Here is a 17,108-nt window from a genome sequence, read left to right as displayed (position 1 = left end):
CGCCCCCGGGTGGCCTTCTTTCGCCTCCCGGTTGCCCCCGGCCGTCGCTGCGCGGCATCCGGTCAGGTCCCGGTCGGTCCGGAGCGGGGTCGATGAACTCCCGTCCGCCGTCCTGGTTCGACCCGCTGCTGGACCGGCTCGGCACCGCCCGCGCCGAGGACTTCACCCGACTGACCACCCCCGAGGAGGGCGGCCGGGAGAGCGCGGTGCTGGTGCTGCTCGGTGAGCAGCCCGGCGTCGGCCCCGACGTGCTGGTGCTCCAGCGGGCCGCCACGCTGCGCAACCACGCCGGCCAGCCGGCCTTTCCCGGTGGTGCGGCCGACCCGGAGGACGCCGACGTGCGGGCCACCGCGCTGCGCGAGGCGAACGAGGAGGTCGATCTCGATCCGGCCAGCGTGACCGTCCTCGCCGAGCTGCCGAAGCTCTGGATTCCGGTCAGTGACTTCGTGGTCACCCCGGTGCTGGCCTGGTGGCACAGCCCGCATCCGGTGCACCCCCGGGAACCGGCCGAGGTGGCGCACGTCGCCCGGCTGCCCGTCGCCGAGCTGGTCGACCCGGCCAACCGGATGCGGGTCCGCCACTCCAGCGGCTGGATCGGCCCGGCGTTCTCCGTCCGGGGGATGCTGGTCTGGGGCTTCACCGCCGGAGTGCTGGCCGCCCTCCTGGAGATGGGCGGTTGGGCCCGGCCGTGGCCCTCGTCGCGGGTGGTCGAGCTGCCGCCGACCGGGGTCACCCCGGCCCCCTCGGCCGGCACCGAGGAAGCCGACGAACTGGCCGGTCCGCTGACCTGATCATTACGTTCCGCAGCCGCAGCGCCGCACCGATGTCCGGTGCACGTACCCTTGACCGGTGTCGGCCGTGGATCTCGTTCTGCTCCTGCTCATACTCGTGTTCGCGATCAGCGGATACCGTCAGGGCTTCGTCATCGGGGCGCTGTCGTTCTCGGGGTTCTTCCTGGGTGCGCTCATCGGTCTCCAGCTCGGGCCGTTGCTGGCCCGCCAGTTCATCGACAGCGGGACAAGGGTGCTGGTCTCCCTGGTCGCGGTCTTCGGGCTCGCCGTGCTCGGTCAGGCGTTGGCCGGTTGGCTGGGCTCCCACCTGCGGCGCACGATCACCAACGACACCGCCAAGCGGGCCGACGACGTCGGCGGCGCATTCGTCTCGATCCTCGCGGTGATGCTGGTGGCCTGGCTGGTCGCGGTCCCGCTGGGCTCCTCGTCGCTGCCCTGGCTGGCCGCCTCGGTCAAGAACAGCGCGCTGTTGACCGTGGTGGACCGGGTCCTGCCCGACCAGGCCCAGGAGCTGTCCACCGCGCTGCGGGACACCGTCGACACCAACGGGTTTCCCGACGTCTTCAACGGTCTGGGCCGTACCTCGGCGCGGCAGGTCGCCCCGCCGGACCCGGCGCTGGCCGGCTCCCAGGTGGTGGCGAACAGCCAGCGGGCGGTGGTCAAGGTGCTGGGTTCCGCACCGAGCTGCTCGCGCCGGATCGAGGGCTCCGGCTTCGTCTACGCCGACGACCGGGTGATGACCAACGCGCACGTGGTGGCCGGCACCCGCTCCGTCGCGGTCGAGCTGCGCGGCGAACGGTACGACGGTGAGGTCGTCGTCTACGACCCCGACCGCGACCTGGCCGTGCTGTACGTGCCGGGGCTGCCCGGCCCGTCCCTGCGCTTCGCCGCCGGGCAGGCCGGCAGCGGCGCGGACGCGATCGTGCTGGGTTTCCCGCTCGACGGCCCGTACGACGCCCGGCCGGCCCGGGTCCGGGACGTGGACCGGATCGAGGGCCCGGACATCTACAACGCCAGCAAGGTCAACCGGGAGATCTACACGATCCGGGCGCTGGTCCGCAGCGGGAACTCCGGTGGCCCGCTGGTCTCCTCCAACGGCCTGGTGCTCGGGGTGATCTTCGCGGCGGCGGCGGACGACCCGAACACGGGTTTCGCGGTGACCGCCGAGGAGGCCCGACCGGTGGCGCTGGCCGGCGCGGAGCGTACCCGTGGGGTGGGCACCGGCGACTGCACCTGACCCGACCGTCGACGCCCCGGCCGGCTTGGGCCACCGGGCGGAGCACCCGCTTGGCGACCCGGGCGGCGATGGCGGACATGGCCGCGCAGTACCCGGCCGGTGGGCCGCTATCCGTGCGGGCCCGGCGGGTCGGCCAGTTCCGGTACCACCCCGTCGACCGTGGCCCGGGAGGCCGGCAGCCCGGCCTGCTCCCGCCAGGTGCGGAACGCCGCCGAGGTGGCCGCCACCACCGCCACCCCCAGCAGGTAGCCGCCGAGCACGTCGCTGACCCAGTGCACGCCCAACGCCACCCGGCTCAGCCCGGTCACCCCGACCAGCAGCACGGCGGCCGTCCAGAGCAGCACCCGGGCCACCGGGCGGTCCCGGGTGAACGGCAGGAACACCAGCAGCAGCACCCCCGCCGCGAGGGTCGCGTTCAGCGCGTGCCCGGACGGGAAGGAGAACCCGGCGGCCCGGGCCACCGGATCGAGCAGCTCCGGCCGGTCCCGGCCGACGAGCAGCTTCAGCAGCGCGCCGAGCGCCCCGCCGACGACCATCGTGGTGACCACCCAGAGCGCCAGCCGGCGGGCCCGGCGGCACCACAACCACACCACCACGACCAGCGCGGCCACCCGCAGCGGGCCCGGTGAGGCCAGGTGCGTCCACGCCTTCAGCGCCCGTACCCACACCGGATGGTCGGCGGCGAACCGGTGCAGGGCGTCGGTCACCGCCGCGTCCAGGCCGTGCAGCGGCGACCAGGCACCCACCACCAGCACCGCCAGCAACGCGAACGGCACCAGCAGCAGGAACGCCGCCACCGACGCCAGGGTCAACCGCAGCCCGAACGAGTGGTCCCGGTCCAGGCGGCGGTCCCGCCAGGACCGGCCCGGCGGGGGTACGGAGGCACGCGGACCGGAGGAACTCATGCGACCTGCTCTACCCACCCGTACGCGGAATCAGGCCCGGCTCAACGACCCCACAGCCGGAACCGGCGGACCATCAACGCCACCCCGGTGACCAGGGCGACCATCACGGCGACCCCGGTCCAGAGCCGGCGGGGGGCGGCATCGTCCGCACCGCCGGCCGGCTGGGCCGTCCACCGGGTGTGCTGTCGTGGCGCGGTGAAGCCGAGCGGGTCGCTGCCGGTGCCGCCGGCCCGGGCATCCTCGGCGGAGCCGGGGGCCGGGCCGAACCCGACCACCCCGGGGGAGTCGTTGTCGTCCAACGGGTTTCGGTAGACCAGCGGCACGTCGGCGGTGAGCGCGGCGACCGGATCGACCAGGCCGTACCCGAAGCGGTCGTCCCGGCCGGTGGGGCCGATGTCCTTCGCGGTGCTCAGCAACCGGTTCACCACGTCCCCGGCGGACATCTCGGGGTAGCGGGCGCGGACCAGGGCGGCGGTCGCCGTCACCAGCGGCGCGGCGAAGCTGGTGCCCTGCACCCCCCAGTAGTTGCTCGGTGGGCGGGCCCCGACCAGGCCGGTCGCCGGGGCGGTCAGCGTGGTGGCGTGACCGGTGATCGAACCGGACCAGAGGTTCTCGCTGTCGCGTTCCAGGCCGGCCACCGCGATCACCCCCGGCTCCCGCGCCGGGTACCAGACCTTCGACGTGGTGGACGTGGCGACGTTGCCGGTGCAGGCCACCACCACCACGTCCCGGGCGAACGCGTAGTCCAGCGCGGCGGCCAGGGCCGGGCTGTCGCCGCTGCCGCCCAGGGACAGGTTGATCACGCGGGCGCCGTTGTCGACCGCCCAGCGCACCCCCTTGGCGACGATCATCGCGTCGTCGTAGCGGTTCTCGTCGTCGAGCACCCGGACCGGCAGGATCCGGGCGTCCGGCGCGAGCCCGACCACCCCCCGCCGGTCGTCGCCGCGCCCGGCGATCAGGCTGGCCACCGTGGTGCCGTGCCCCACCGGGTCCGGCTCGTCGCCGCCGGCCGGGGAGACCAGATCCATGCCGGGCAGCACCTGGCCGACCAGGTCGGGGTGGGCACCGTCCACCCCGGAGTCGATCACCGCCACCGTCACGCCGCGTCCGGTCGAGGTACGCCAGGCGGTGGCCGCGTCCAACTCGTCGAGCTGGAACTGGTCGGTGCGGACCCGGTCGGCGCGGGCCCGCACCGGGGCGAAGTCGGGCTCGGTCAGTGGGGTGCCGGCGCGCGGCCCGGCCAGCGCGCCCGGTCGGCCGGCCACCGTGGAGACCGCCGACGGGGCCAGCCCGGCGACCGGGGTCGTGGCGGCGGCGGGTGGTGGGGCCGTGCCCAACACGGTGACGGTGGTCGCCGCGACGCCGAGCAGCGCCCGCCCGGCGAACCGGTGCAGCGCCGTCGGGGAGCCCTGCCCAACCCTGGTCACATCGTCAGCCATTCATCACGGGACACCTGCTGCACGGAGATTACCGGTTCCCCCCGCCGACACGGCACGTTCCGGCACACCGGGATCACGGTGGCGGCAGATGGGCCAACTGCACGAGGCGTACGCCCTCGCGTCGGGTGACCAGCCGGCCACGCCCCGCCGGCAACGGACCCGGCCGGACCGCACCCACCAACTGTCCCTCGTCCGGGCTGCCACTCATCACCAGCCCGGCGGTGGACAACTCGCGCAGGCGCTGCACGATCGGCTCGTACTGGGAGCGGCCGGCGCCACCGCAGCGGCGGGCCAGCACCAGGTGCAGGCCGACGTCGCGGGCCTGGGGCAGGTGCTCCTCCAGCCCCCGCAGCGGGTTCGCCGGACCGCTGGCCACCAGGTCGTAGTCGTCGACCAGGATGAACAACTCCGGACCGGACCACCAGGAGCGGTCCCGCAACTGTGCCGGGGTGACCTCCGGGCCGGGCAGCCGACCCTGCATGTAACCGGCGACCGACTCGATCAGCTCGGTGGTGTGCGCCGCCGCCGTGCCGTACCCGATCAGGTGGTCGGTCTCGACGGTGCCGAGCAGGCTGCGCCGGTAGTCGACCAGGATCACCCGGGCCTGCTCCGGGGTGAACCGGTCGATGATCGAGGTGGCCAGCGCCCGCAGGAACGACGACTTGCCGCACTCGGCGTCGCCGAAGACCACGAAGTGCGGCTCGGTGGCGAAGTCGAGCAGCACCGGGCGCAGGTCCGCCTCGGCGATCCCGACCGGGAACGCCAGGCCGGAGCCGGCGGCGGTGTCCAGCTCGGCGTACGGCAGCACCGGCGGAAGCAACCGGACCCGGGGCGCGGCCGGCCCCGACCAGGCGTCCACCACCGCCTTGACCAGATCGGCGGTGTCCCCGCCGGCGAACTGCGGTAGGGCGGTGAGCAGGTGCAGGCTCTGCGCGGTGATCCCCCGCCCCGCCTGCTCCGGCACCCCGGCCGCCGCCGTCCGCTTCACCACCGAGTCGGACGGGTCACCCAGGCGCAGCTCCAACCGGGACCCGAACAGGTCCCGGATGCCGGGCCGGAAGTCCAGCCAACGCACCGCGCTCGCCACCACGTGCACCCCGTACGACAGGCCCCGGGTGGCCAGGTCGGTGATCAGGGGTTCCAGGTCGTCGTACTCGCCACGCAGGGTGGCCCAGCCGTCCACCACGAGGAACACGTCACCGAACGGGTCGACGGTGGGCTGACCGGCGTCGGCGAGCGTCCGACGCCGCTTGCGCCACGCCGCCATCGACTCCACCCCCAGCTCGGTGAAGCGGCGTTCCCGCTCGGCCAGCAGGGCGGCGATCTCCCCGACGGTACGCCGGACCACCGTCGGGTCGGCCCGGCCGGCGACCCCGCCCACGTGCGGCAGCTCCCGCAGGGCGGTCAACCCGCCGCCACCGAAGTCCAGGCAGTAGACCTGCACCTCGGTCGGCGTGTGGGTGAGCGCCAGCGCGCAGATCAGCGTCCGCAACGCGTGCGACTTGCCGCTCTGCGGCGCGCCGACCACGGCCACGTGCCCGGCCGGCCCGCCCAGCGCCAACCACAGCAGGTCGCGTCGCTGCTCGTACGGCTTGTCGACGATCGCCACCGGCACCTGGAGGCCGCCGTGCAGCTCCGGGTTGGCGAAGCCCAGGCCACGCTGCGGGTCGACGCCGGGCGGACCGAGCAACTCGTCCAGGGTGGGCGCGTGCTCCAGCGGCGGCAGCCACACCTGGTGGGCCGGTGGTCCCTGCCCGGCCAGCCGGCCGACCAGCGTGTCGAGCAGGCTCTCGGTGTCCTCCTCGACGGCCGGCAGGGCCACCGGGGCGACCGGTTCCGGCACCGGCACGACGTGGGTGGAGAAGGCGAGCAGCCGGACCGCGCCGCCCGCCCCGCCGCCGGTCACCCCGCCCCGCCGCCGGACCGGGCCGGAGACGTAGGTGGCCCGGAACCGGACCAGCGGGTCGGTGCCGGCGCGCAGGTAGCCGTGCCCGGGGGAGCGGGGCAGCTCGTGCGCGTCCGGCACCCCGAGCACCGTCCGGGACTCCAGCGCCGAGAAGGTGCGCAACCCGATCCGGTACGACAGGTGGGTGTCCAACCCGCGCAGCCGCCCCTCCTCCAACCGCTGGCTGGCCAACAGCAGGTGCACGCCGAGCGACCGGCCCAGCCGGCCGATCTGCACGAACAGGTCGATGAAGTCGGGCTTGGCCGACAGCAGCTCGGAGAACTCGTCGCAGACCAGCAGCAGCGACGGCAGCGGGGCGAGCGGCGCGCCGGCCGCCCGGGCCCGTTCGTAGTCGCGCAGGCTGGCGAAGTTGCCGGCCCGGCGCAGCAGCTCCTGGCGGCGCATCAGCTCGCCGTTGATGGCGTCCACCATCCGGTCGACCAGCGGCAACGCGTCGACCAGGTTGGTGATCACGGCGGCGGTGTGCGGCAACCGGTCGAAGGAGGCGAAGGTGGCCCCGCCCTTGAAGTCGACCAGGACGAAGTTGAGCTGCTCCGAGCTGTGCGTGGCGGCCAACGCCAGCACCAGGGTACGTAGCAGCTCCGACTTGCCGGAGCCGGTCGCGCCGATCAGCAACCCGTGCGGGCCCATCCCGTCCTGTGCCGACTCCTTGAGGTCCAGCTCGACCGCGCCACCGTCCACGCCGACGCCGATCGGCACCCGCAGCCGGTCGCGGGACGAGCGGGGCAGCCAGCCCTGGTCGGCGGTGAACCCCTCCGGGTCGCCGAGCCCGAGCAGTTCGGGGAGGCCGGGTTCGGCCCCGGGGGCGGCCTCGGTGCCCCGGCCGGCGGCGGCGAGCCGCAGCGGGGCGAGCCGTCGGGCGACCGCCTCCGCGTCGGCGACGTCCAGCCGGTCGGCGCTGCCCACCTCGGCGTGTCCCTCGGCCGACCAGGAGTGCAGGCGTCCGGCGCGTACCTCCAGCAGCAGGGCGAACCGGTCCAGCAGGCGCGGCGGCGGGGTGTCCAGGTCGAGCACGGTGACCGCGTCGATGCCGCCGTCGCCGGTCAGTTCGGTGGCGTCGGTCAGGTCGCCGCCGTCGAGGAGCACCACCACGTGCGGGCCGTCCGTGGCAGGCCCGGCGGGGCTGAACCGGGACCGGCTGGCCAGCACCTCGCCGAGCAGCCGTTCCAGCTCGACGGCGGAGCTGGTGACCAGCCGGACCGGGCCGAGCGCGTCGACCCGGGTCGGGTGGTGGGCGTGCGGCAGCCACTTCACCCACTCCCAGTGTCGACGCCGTTCCGGGCCGGCGCAGACGGCGACGAGCAACTCGTCGGGGGCGTGGAAGACGGTGAGCTGGGTGATCATCGCGCGGGCCAGCGCCTGCGCGTCGGGCGACCCAGTGCCGGGGCCGTCGTCCGCCGCCGGGCCGCCCGGCCGTCCGGTCCCACCCGGCTGCCCACCCCGGACGAAGACCCGGGCGAAGCTGCGCAGCGACAGTGCCACCGGCAGGTCCGGCACCACCGAGTACGCGTCGAGGAAGCGCCGCAGCGCCCCGGCGGTCATCGGCTCCAGTTCCTCCAGAGGGCGGGTGACCGGCGGGACCAGCGGGGTGGCCAACGTCTGCGGCCCGACCGCGACCCGGACCACGCCGAAGTCCGGGTCGCCGGGTCGCCGCTCCCAGACCCGGTGGCTGTCCACCGTCGACCAGAGCCGGTCCGGGTCGGGATGCCGGTAGTACAGCCCGGCCCGCTGCTGCCGGGCGGTCTGCCGGACCCGTCGCCGCAGCGCGGTCAGGTGCCGCAGGTACTCCCGGCGGGCGGCCATCATCTCCGACTTCCTCGGCGTGCCGGAGGCGCTGCCCCAGGAGGTCATCAGCATCGCCACCGAGGAGAGCCCGAACATGCCGCCCACCACGTACGAGTAGGCGCCGCCGCCACGGCCGAACATCATCGCCATCGCCACCGTGCCACCCAGCATCGGCAGCACCATCAGCGCCTGCTGCCAGCGTCCGCCGGTGACCACGGGGATCTCCGGCGGGCCCTCCACGGGCAGCTCGCCGATCGGGATCTCCGGCGCGGGCCGGCGCGGTGGCCGCTTGATGACGACAGTGGACAAAAGGCACCTCCCTGTGGCGCTCGGTAACCCGAACCTGGCTCATCGTAGGTAAAGTGCGCGTCGTCCGTCAGCCACCGCTCCCGATCGATATGGAGTCCAGTCGATGACCACCGGGCTGGCCAGGGTCACCATCAGCGCCCCCGGGCGACGCGTCGACGTGGCCCTGCCGGAGCAGGTGCCGCTGGCCGAGCTGCTTCCCGAGGTGCTGCGGCACGCCGGTGCGGGGCTGGCCGACGACGGCGAGCGGCACGGCGGCTGGGTGCTGCGGCGTACCGATGGTGCGGTGCTGGTGACCGCGCAGGCGCTGCTGCCGCAGGGGGTGCGCGACGGTGAGGTGCTGCACCTGGTGCCCGCCCACGACCAGTGGCCCGAGTTGGAGTACGACGACGTGGTCGAGGCCATCGCCGACGGCGCCCGCCGCCGGGGCGTCGCCTGGTCGGCGTCGACCACCCGGGCCGCCGCGCTGGCCGGGGCGGGTGTCCCGCTCGCCGTGGGGCTGCTCGCCGTCCTGGCCGCCGGGCCGGGGCAGCCCGCCGGCTGGCCCGCGGCGGGCACGGTGGCGCTGCTGCTCACCCTCGCCGGCACGGTCGCCTCCCGGGCGTACGGCGACGGCCCGACCGGGGCCATCCTCGGTGGCTACGCCCTGCCGTACGCCGCGGCGGCGGGCGCCCTCGCGGTCAGTTCCGGGGACCCGGTCGGGGTGTTGCGGCCGCTGCCGTGGCTCGGTGCGCCCGAACTGCTCGCCGGTGCGGTGGCGCTGCTCCTGGTCGCCGTGCTGGGCCTGCTCGGCGTCGCCACCCGGTTGCGGGTCTTCGTGGCCGGTGCGACGGTCGGCGCGGTGGGTGCGCCCGCCGGCCTGGGCGGGCTGCTGCTCGCCCCGGCCGACACCGCCGCCGTGCTGCTCTGCGTGCTGGTCTTCGCCCTCGGGGCACTGCCGCTGCTGGCGATCCGGCTGGGCAAGGTGCCGCTGCCGCCGATCACCCTGCCGGACGGCCCGACGGGCGGCCCGACGGGCGGCCCGGACGGGGTGCGGGACCTGCCGGACCGGGGCCGGGTGTACGCGGCGGTGGCCCGCAGCGAGGAGATGCTGACCGGGATGCTGCTCGGGCACGCCACCCTGGTCGTCGCCGCCGTGCTGGTGCTCGCCGTCAGCGGCGGGGTCGCCGGGCGGGTGCTGGTGGCGGTCGGTGCGGCGGTGCTGCTGCTGCGTTCCCGGCTGTTCGTGGCGGTCCGGCACCGGGTGCCCCCGGTCGCCGCCGGGCTGGCCGGGTTCGCGGTGCTCGGCACGGTGCTCGCCGGCCGGTCGGGGACCCTCGGGCTGCTGGCGTTGAACGGGGGCGGGCTGCTCGTCGCACTGCTCGCCATCGCCGCCGGTACGACGTACGCCCGGCGGCCGGTCTCGCCGTACCTCGGTCGGGTGGCCGATCTGACCGACACCGCGCTGGTGGTGTCGGTGGTGCCGGTGGCCTGCGCGGTGCTGGACCTCTACGACGCCGCCCGGGGCCTGCTGGGCTGACCGCGCCCCCGGCCCGGCGGCGCGTGCGGACCGGGCGGCGGGTGACCGGGCGACGTGGCCGGCGGATGATCGGCCGGGCGGGCCACGACGAAGGCCCGGACCGCCGGGTCCGGGCCTTCGGTGGAGCTGGTGGGTCAGTGGGCGGCGCCGCCCTGCGCCTCGGCGTCCCGGGCCCGCTGGTAGGACGCCAGCACCTCGGCCTCGGCCTCGACCCGGCCGACCCAGGTCGCGCCCTCGACCGACTTGCCCGGTTCGAGATCCTTGTAGACCTCGAAGAAATGCTGGATCTCCAGCCGGTCGAACTCGCCCAGGTGGTGGATGTCGCGCAGGTGCTCCTGGCGGGGGTCCTCGTAGGGCACGCAGAGGACCTTGTCGTCGCCGCCCTTCTCGTCGGTCATCCGGAACATGCCGATGGTGCGGCAGCGGATCAGGCAGCCCGGGAAGGTCGGCTCGGGGACCAGCACCAGCGCGTCCAGCGGATCGCCGTCCTCGCCGAGGGTGCCCTCGATGAACCCGTAGTCGGCCGGGTACTGGGTCGACGTGAACAGGGTGCGGTCCAGCCGGATCCGGCCGGTCGCGTGGTCCACCTCGTACTTGTTTCGGTGACCCTTCGGGATCTCAACCGTGACGTCGAAATCCATCTCCCACGCTCCCTCGTCTGCCCACGCTGGCTGAACGGAACCACTGACGCCCCCGGTGCGGATGGAATGGCCACCCGTCGGCTCCGGACGCCGCATAGTCTTCGGACCGAAGTAGTGTCACCCAGGCGAGTTCGGCGGCGGGAGGAGGGGGTCGTGGGGAGGGAAGATTCACACTACCGCCCGGAGGGGGTTGACGGCCGGGGATCGGGCCGACCCGTGACCGGTGGGGCCACCGGCCGGGTCTCGGTGCCCGACGCGAACGTGCCCCGCCGCCCCGAGTCGGCTCCCGAGCCGTCGCCCGCTCCCGAAGCGCCGCGGGCCGCCGGTCGGGCCGCCGAGCATCCGCCGCCGCCGGCTTGGCGTCCGCCGTCGTCGGCCACCGCCGGTCGCGCGGTCGTCGGGTCCGCCCCGGTGTCGTCGCCCCCGTCCCCGCCGTCCGGCTCCGCCCCGGCCTCCGGTTCCGCGTCTGTTCCGTCCTCCGGCTCCGGGTCGGTCCCGCCGCACCGCGGCGCGGCGTCGGTCTCGTCGGTCTCCGCCCGTGGCGCTGCGGCGTCGCCTTCCACCCACCCGGTGTCGCCCGCCCACCCCGGGTCGCCCGCCCACCCCGGGCCGCCCGCCCACCCCGGGCCGGTGTCACGTCCTGCGCACCCCGGGGCCGCAGCGGTCGCTGTGCCGCCGGGAGGTGGCGGCCCGCCGGTGCCCGGCGCGTCGCCGCGGCGTCGTCGACGGTGGCTGCCGGTGCTGCTGGTGGCCGTGCTGCTGGTCGGCCTCGCCGGGGCGGCGGTGGTGCTCCGTCCGGGCCCGGTCGCCGGTTGGCTGGGCGCGGACCCCACCCCGTCGGCCGCCGCGCCGCCCCCCGAGCCTGACCCGTCCCCGGTGCTCGCCGGCCCCGACGCCGCCGCCCCCGAGCCGACCCCCGCCGGGGTACGCGCCGCAGTCGAGCCGCTGACCGGTGCCGCCGCCCTGGGCAGCCGGGTCAACGTGTCGGTGGCCGACGTGGTCAGCGGCGAATCGTTGTACGCCAAGGGCGGCGACGACGGCACCGTCCCCGCCTCGGTCACCAAGCTCGCAACCGGGGTGACCGTGTTGAAGGCGCGTGGCCCCGGCTACCGGATCACGACCCGCGCACTCGCCGGGGCGAACCCGGGCGAGGTGGTGCTGGTCGGCGGTGGCGACCCGACGCTGGCAGTGGACAAGTCCGGCTTCTACCCCGGCGCGGCCCGGCTCGACACTCTCGCCACGCAGGTCAAGCAGGCTCTCGGTGGCACCGCCCCCACCCGGGTGGTGGTCGACTCCAGCCTCTTCCCCGGCCCGGTCCACGAGCCCGGCTGGGACGCGGACATCCCGACCGGCGGCTTCGGCGCGTCGATCACCGCGCTGATGACCGACGGCGCGCGCCGGGACCCGGTGCGGGCGCGGAAGACGTTCGCCGACAGCCACGGCGCGGCCGAGCGGTACGCCGAGCCGGACCTGGCCGCCGGCCGCTCCTTCGCCCGGCTGCTCGGCCTGCCGGAGGGCGGGGTGGTCCGGGGCACCGCCCCGGCGGCCGCCGGCGCGACGGCGAGCGGCGCCCCCACGCCCGGCACCGAGTTGGGCAAGGTCGAGTCGCTGCCGATGATCCGGCTGGTCGACATCATGATCACCGACAGTGACAACGTGATCGCCGAGGCGCTGGCCCGACAGGTCGCTCTGGCCCGCAACCAGCAGGCGTCGTTCACCGGCGGGGCGGCGGCGATGGACGAGGTGATCGGCGAGCTGGGCCTGCCGGCCGACGAGATCAGCCTTGCCGACGGCAGCGGGCTGTCCCGCAGTAACCGGATCAGCCCGTCGCTGCTCACCGACCTGATCGCGGTGGCCGGCAACGGCACGCACCCGGAGTTGACCGCGATCTTCGGCGGCCTCCCGGTGGCCGCCTGGTCGGGCACCCTCGGCACCCGGTACGAGTCGACGGCCACCGCCGCCGGGGCCGGCGTGGTCCGGGCCAAGACCGGCACGCTGACCGGGGTGCACGCCATCGCCGGCCTGGTGACCACCCGCGACGGCCGGCTGCTCACCTTCGCCGTGCTCACCGACCGGGCGCCGGCCGGCGACCCGGAGGTCACCCGCGCGGCACTGGACCAGATCGCCGGCGCGCTGGCCAGCTGCGGCTGCCGCTGACCGCCCGCATGCCCTGACCTGCCGCGGCGGGTGGGGCGTGCCCTGACCTGCCCCGGGGGCGGGGGGTGCTCGGGCCGGCCACCGGGCGGCCCGTCGCGCGGAACCGGCCGGGGTGTCGCGGCGCGGGTACGGTGGGTGCCATGGCGCAGTTCGTGGACTGGGATCTGGCCGCCGCCACCGCAGGGGCGCTGAGCAAGTCGGGCCCCCGCGTGTCGTACGCGGAGGCCACCGAGGTGGTCGGCGACCTGCGCCGGCTCACCGACGAGGCGGCCGGACACGTCGCCGACTACACGGGGCTGCGCCCGCAGGTGGGTCATCCACCGGTGCGGGTGGTGGACCGGCGGGACTGGGCGGCCACCAACATCGCCGGCCTGCGCGAGGTGATCACCCCACTGGTCAGCCGGCTCTCCGGCGACAAGCCGCCCGGCGTACTCACCGAGGCAGTCGGCTCCCGGCTCACCGGGGTGCAGGCCGGCACCGTGCTGGCGTACCTCTCCGGCCGGGTGCTCGGCCAGTACGAGGTCTTCTCCGCCGACCCGGGGCAGCTGCTGCTGGTCGCGCCGAACATCGTCGAGGTGGAGCGGAAGCTCGGGGCCGACCCGCGTGACTTCCGGCTCTGGGTCTGCCTGCACGAGGTCACCCACCGCACCCAGTTCACCGCCGTGCCGTGGATGCGGGCGTACTTCCTCGGTGAGGTGCAGGCGTTCGTGGATGCCTCACAGGGCACCGAGCATCTGGTCGAGCGGCTGCGCCGGGGGGTGTCCACGCTCTCCGACGCGGTACGGGACCCGGACGGCCGCACCAGCGTGCTGGACATCGTGCAGACCCCGGCGCAGCGGGCCGTGCTGGACCGGCTCACCGCGCTGATGACCCTGCTGGAGGGGCACGCCGAGTTCGTGATGGACGGCGTCGGTCCGCAGGTCATCCCCAGCGTGGAGCGGATCCGGGCGGGATTCAACCGCCGTCGTGAGGCGGGCAACCCGTTGGAGAAGGCGATCCGCCGGCTGCTCGGGGTGGACGTCAAGATGCGCCAGTACGCCGAGGGCCGCAAGTTCGTGCACGGCGTGGTGGAGCAGGTCGGGATGGCCGGCTTCAACAAGATCTTCGGTTCGCCGCTGACCCTGCCCCGGCTGGACGAGCTGGGTGACCCGGCCGCCTGGGTGGCCCGGGTGCACGGGCCGGCCGCCGCCACCCCGACCGCCGGCTGACCCGGTGGCCGGTCGGCCCCGATCCGTCGACCCGGCCGCGGTCGGGCGGCGCGTCTCCGGTGCTCGTCCGGGGGTGGCCCTCGCCCCGTCGGTGGCCGCCATCCGGGTCGCGGTACGCCGTGCGCTGGCCGGTCTGCCCGCCGAGGGGCCGGTGCTGGTGGCCTGCTCGGGTGGGGCGGACTCGCTGGCCCTCGCCGTCGCCACCGCCTTCGTGGCGTCGCGGCTCGGCCGACAGGCCGGTCTGGTGACCGTCGACCACGGGTTGCAGGTCGGCTCGGCCGAGCGCGCCGCCGCCGTCGCCGAGTGGGCCGGGCGGGCCGGGTTGGCTCCGGTCGAGGCCGTGGCGGTGACGGTGGCCGGGCGTCCCGGTGGCCCCGAGGCGGCGGCCCGGCAGGCCCGCTACCAGGCGCTGGCGGACGCCGCCCGACGGCACCGGGCCGCCGCCGTCCTGCTCGGACACACCCGCGACGACCAAGCCGAGACGGTGCTGTTGGCGCTGGCCCGGGGGGCCGGCCCGCGAGGGCTCTCCGCGATGCCCGCCCGGCGGGACCTGGCCGGGGTGCCGCTGCTGCGTCCCCTGCTCGATGTCACCCGGGCGCAGACCCGCGACGCGTGCGCGGCGCTGGGCCTGGCCCCGTGGCAGGACCCGCACAACACCGATCCGTCGTACGCGCGGGCCCGGGTCCGCGCCGACGTGCTGCCGGCACTGGTCGCCGCGCTCGGCGAAGGGGTCCTGGACAATCTGGCCCGTACGGCCCGACTGCTGGCCGCCGACACCGCCGCCCTGGATGACCTGGCCGCCGCCGCCCTCGCCGCCCCGCAGGGACCCCACAGTTCCCGGTCCGACGCGCCCCGGTCCGACGCGCCCCGGTCCGACGCGCCCCGGTCCGACGCGCCCCGGTCCGACGCGCCCCGGTCCGACGCGCCCCGGTCCGGGGGGCCCCTCCCTGACGGGTCGCGTACCGGCAGCCGCCCGTCCGACGAGTTGTCACCCGACGGATGCTGGTCCGGCGGACCGCTGTTCGACGGGCTCCGGGTACGGGACGGTGGGGGGTTGTCCGTCGTGGCGCTGGCCGGGTTGCCGGGTGCGGTACGCAGCCGGGTGCTGCATGCCTGGGCCCGGGAGTTGGGGGCCCCGCCCGGTGCGCTCTCCCACCGTCACGTCGACGCGTTGGACGCGCTGGTCACCGCGTGGCGTGGGCAGGGCGCGACGGCGCTGCCGGGCGGGGTGCGCGTCTGTCGTCGGGGCGGTCGGCTGCTGCCCGTCGACTGAGTACGTCTCGGCCGGGGCGGTCGGGGTCGGGTGGGCAGGGGCGGGGAAGCGATGATCAGATTGCGGTTTCGCGTATCCGGGTCGGCGTGTCGTGCCTGTTTCCGCAATCTGATCATGAGGTGTCGGGCTGCCCTCGCTCGCAGAACGACAGCTCGGTAGGGGTGGACCGGGCACCACCGGGGCATGCCGGAGCGACGGGGTGGGCGGGTTCGTGGTGGTGCGGTAGACAGGGCGGATGGCGTACCCCCGGCGTGCCCTGTTCGCCCCGCACGGTGCCGTCTCGACCAGCCACCCGCTCGCGGCGGCGGCGGGCCTGGCCGTGCTGCGGCGCGGCGGCAACGCCGTCGACGCGGCGCTGGCCACCGCGATCACGTTGACCGTGGTGCAGCCGCCGTCCAACGACATCGGTGGTGACCTGTTCGCCATCGTCTGGGACGGCGACCGGCTGCACGGCCTCAACGCCGCCGGGCGGTCACCGGCCGCGTTGACCCGCGAGATGGTGCTGACCGCCACCGGCGGGGTGTCGGCGACGCCGGTGGACGCGCTGGGCGGCGCGCAGGCGCGCGGGCCGGCGATGCCCGCCCGGGGCTGGTTGCCGGTGACCGTGCCCGGTGCCCCGGCCGGCTGGCGGGACCTGCACGACCGGTTCGGCGTGCTGCCCTTCGCCGACCTGTTCACCGACGCGGTCGGGTACGCCGAGCACGGCCACCCGGTCTCCACCGGCACCGCCGCCACCTGGGCGCGGGCCCTGGCGCAGCCCGCGCCGACCGGTGACGCGTACGCCGAGTTCGACCGGATCTTCACGGTGGCCGGTCGGGCTCCACGGCCCGGCGAACGCTGGCGCAACCCGGCGGCGGCCCGCACGCTGCGGCTGATCGCCCGCAGCGGCGCGGACGACTTCTACCGGGGCACCATCGCCGAGGCGCTGGACCGGCACGCCGCCCGTACCGGCGGATTCCTCACCGCCGCCGACCTGGCTGCCCACACCTCGACCTGGGTCGACCCGGTCAGCGTCCGCTACCGGGGGCACGAGGTGTGGGAGTTGCCGCCACCGGGGCAGGGGCTGGCCGCGCTGCAGGCGCTGGGCGTCCTGGGCGGCCTCGACCCGGCCGCCGACCCGGTGCAGCGGGTGCACCGGCAGGTGGAGGCGGTCAAGCTCGGCTTTGCCGACGCGCACGCGCACGTGGCCGACCCGGAGCGCGCCACCGTGCCGACGGCCGGCCTGCTCGATCCGGGCTACCTGGCGGCGCGGCGGGCGTTGCTCACCGACCGGGCCGGTGACCCGGTGGCCGGTGATCCGGAGCGGGGCGGCACCGTCTATCTCTGCACGGCCGACTCCGACGGCCTGATGGTCAGCCTGATCCAGTCCACCTACCTGGGGTTCGGCTCGCGGGTGGTGCTGCCCGGGTACGGTTTCGCCCTGCAGAACCGGGGCACCGGATTCCGGCTCGATCCGGGGCACCCCAACGTGGTCGGGCCGGCCAAGCGGCCCTTCCACACGATCATCCCGGGCTTCCTGACCCGCGACGGCGCACCGGTCGGGCCGTTCGGGGTGATGGGTGGGCACATGCAGCCGCAGGGGCATGTCCAGCTCGTTGCCGCGACCGTCGACGACGGCCGCGATCCGCAGGCCGCTCTCGACGCCCCCCGCTGGTACTGGCACGCCGGCCGGACCCTGCTGGTGGAGCCGACCCTGGCGGCCGAGCCCGGCCTGGTCGCGGGGTTGCGCGCCCGGGGCCACGAGGTCACCGTCGCCGACGAGCCCTCGGTCTTCGGGTACGGGCAGGCGCTGTGGCGTGCCCCGGCCGGCGGCTGGGTGGTCGGCGCGGAGCCCCGGGTCGACGGTGCGGCGCTGGGCTACTGACCCCGGCCCGGGGTGAC

Annotated in this window: 10 protein-coding genes and 2 pseudogenes; 8 read left to right on the top strand and 4 right to left on the bottom strand. The window is 75.5% G+C overall.

Annotation, left to right across the window (positions count from 1 at the left end):
* The first annotated feature begins 92 nt into the window (after positions 1 to 92).
* Together ACQP1S_RS29925 and ACQP1S_RS29920 are read left to right on the top strand one after the other, a co-directional pair.
* A complete protein-coding gene (locus tag ACQP1S_RS29925; RefSeq protein WP_091247704.1) occupies positions 93 to 791 on the top strand; it encodes an NUDIX hydrolase in 699 nt (232 codons plus the stop codon).
* 58 nt (positions 792 to 849) lie between these two features.
* On the top strand, positions 850 to 2,028 hold the full coding sequence (locus tag ACQP1S_RS29920; protein WP_091247702.1) for a MarP family serine protease: 1,179 nt from the start codon (positions 850 to 852) through the stop codon (positions 2,026 to 2,028).
* Between the two features lie 107 nt (positions 2,029 to 2,135).
* On the opposite strand, the gene ACQP1S_RS29915 is transcribed toward ACQP1S_RS29920, so the two are convergent.
* The 3 genes from ACQP1S_RS29915 to eccCa form a co-directional block, all read right to left on the bottom strand.
* Entirely contained in the window at positions 2,136 to 2,933 is a 798-nt protein-coding gene (locus tag ACQP1S_RS29915; RefSeq protein ID WP_432901223.1) for a phosphatase PAP2 family protein, read from the bottom strand.
* A gap of 41 nt (positions 2,934 to 2,974) precedes the next feature.
* The gene (mycP, locus tag ACQP1S_RS29910; RefSeq protein ID WP_432901221.1) at positions 2,975 to 4,372 is read right to left on the bottom strand and encodes a type VII secretion-associated serine protease mycosin; all 1,398 of its coding nucleotides are present in this window, start codon (positions 4,370 to 4,372) and stop codon (positions 2,975 to 2,977) included.
* A gap of 73 nt (positions 4,373 to 4,445) precedes the next feature.
* Positions 4,446 to 8,432, bottom strand: coding sequence for a type VII secretion protein EccCa (gene eccCa, locus ACQP1S_RS29905; protein WP_432901219.1), 3,987 nt, complete (start codon positions 8,430 to 8,432; stop codon positions 4,446 to 4,448).
* 103 nt (positions 8,433 to 8,535) lie between these two features.
* Here eccCa and eccD point away from each other — a divergent pair, with 103 nt between their 5' ends.
* The gene (eccD, locus tag ACQP1S_RS29900; RefSeq protein ID WP_432901217.1) at positions 8,536 to 9,948 is read left to right on the top strand and encodes a type VII secretion integral membrane protein EccD; all 1,413 of its coding nucleotides are present in this window, start codon (positions 8,536 to 8,538) and stop codon (positions 9,946 to 9,948) included.
* 134 nt (positions 9,949 to 10,082) lie between these two features.
* On the opposite strand, the gene ACQP1S_RS29895 is transcribed toward eccD, so the two are convergent.
* A complete protein-coding gene (locus ACQP1S_RS29895) occupies positions 10,083 to 10,589 on the bottom strand; it encodes an inorganic diphosphatase (protein ID WP_091247691.1) in 507 nt (168 codons plus the stop codon).
* Positions 10,590 to 11,285: 696 nt separating this feature from the next.
* Here ACQP1S_RS29895 and dacB point away from each other — a divergent pair.
* The 5 genes and pseudogenes from dacB to ACQP1S_RS29870 all read left to right on the top strand — a co-directional run bounded on the left by dacB (position 11,286) and on the right by ACQP1S_RS29870 (position 17,091).
* On the top strand, positions 11,286 to 12,746 hold the full coding sequence (gene dacB / locus ACQP1S_RS29890; RefSeq protein WP_432901215.1) for a D-alanyl-D-alanine carboxypeptidase/D-alanyl-D-alanine endopeptidase: 1,461 nt from the start codon (positions 11,286 to 11,288) through the stop codon (positions 12,744 to 12,746).
* A gap of 140 nt (positions 12,747 to 12,886) precedes the next feature.
* Positions 12,887 to 13,954 carry a zinc-dependent metalloprotease gene (locus ACQP1S_RS29885; RefSeq protein ID WP_432901213.1) on the top strand — a complete coding sequence of 356 codons (1,068 nt, stop codon included), beginning with the start codon at positions 12,887 to 12,889 and terminating at the stop codon, positions 13,952 to 13,954.
* A 73-nt stretch (positions 13,955 to 14,027) separates the two neighbouring features.
* Positions 14,028 to 14,783, top strand: a pseudogene (tilS, locus tag ACQP1S_RS29880) (tRNA lysidine(34) synthetase TilS); the annotation flags it as partial.
* Positions 14,784 to 14,978: 195 nt separating this feature from the next.
* A pseudogene (locus ACQP1S_RS29875) lies at positions 14,979 to 15,227 on the top strand (TilS substrate-binding domain-containing protein); the annotation flags it as partial.
* Between the two features lie 235 nt (positions 15,228 to 15,462).
* On the top strand, positions 15,463 to 17,091 hold the full coding sequence (locus ACQP1S_RS29870; RefSeq protein WP_432901211.1) for a gamma-glutamyltransferase family protein: 1,629 nt from the start codon (positions 15,463 to 15,465) through the stop codon (positions 17,089 to 17,091).
* Positions 17,092 to 17,108: the final 17 nt, after the last annotated feature.

This window comes from Micromonospora matsumotoense, from assembly GCF_050951065.1.
In the GTDB taxonomy this organism is placed as follows: Bacteria; Actinomycetota; Actinomycetes; order Mycobacteriales; family Micromonosporaceae; genus Micromonospora; species Micromonospora matsumotoensis.
This window is presented reverse-complemented; position numbering and strand designations above follow the sequence as displayed.

Bases quoted from the DNA above. Each gene is read 5' to 3' on its own strand.
- ACQP1S_RS29915 (WP_432901223.1), bottom strand. From the start codon at position 2,933: ATGAGTTCCTCCGGTCCGCGTGCCTCCGTACCCCCGCCGGGCCGGTCC.
- mycP (WP_432901221.1), bottom strand. From the start codon at position 4,372: ATGGCTGACGATGTGACCAGGGTTGGGCAGGGCTCCCCGACGGCGCTG.
- ACQP1S_RS29925 (WP_091247704.1), top strand. From the start codon at position 93: ATGAACTCCCGTCCGCCGTCCTGGTTCGACCCGCTGCTGGACCGGCTC.
- ACQP1S_RS29895 (WP_091247691.1), bottom strand. From the start codon at position 10,589: ATGGATTTCGACGTCACGGTTGAGATCCCGAAGGGTCACCGAAACAAG.
- ACQP1S_RS29870 (WP_432901211.1), top strand. From the start codon at position 15,463: ATGGCGTACCCCCGGCGTGCCCTGTTCGCCCCGCACGGTGCCGTCTCG.
- ACQP1S_RS29885 (WP_432901213.1), top strand. From the start codon at position 12,887: ATGGCGCAGTTCGTGGACTGGGATCTGGCCGCCGCCACCGCAGGGGCG.
- eccD (WP_432901217.1), top strand. From the start codon at position 8,536: ATGACCACCGGGCTGGCCAGGGTCACCATCAGCGCCCCCGGGCGACGC.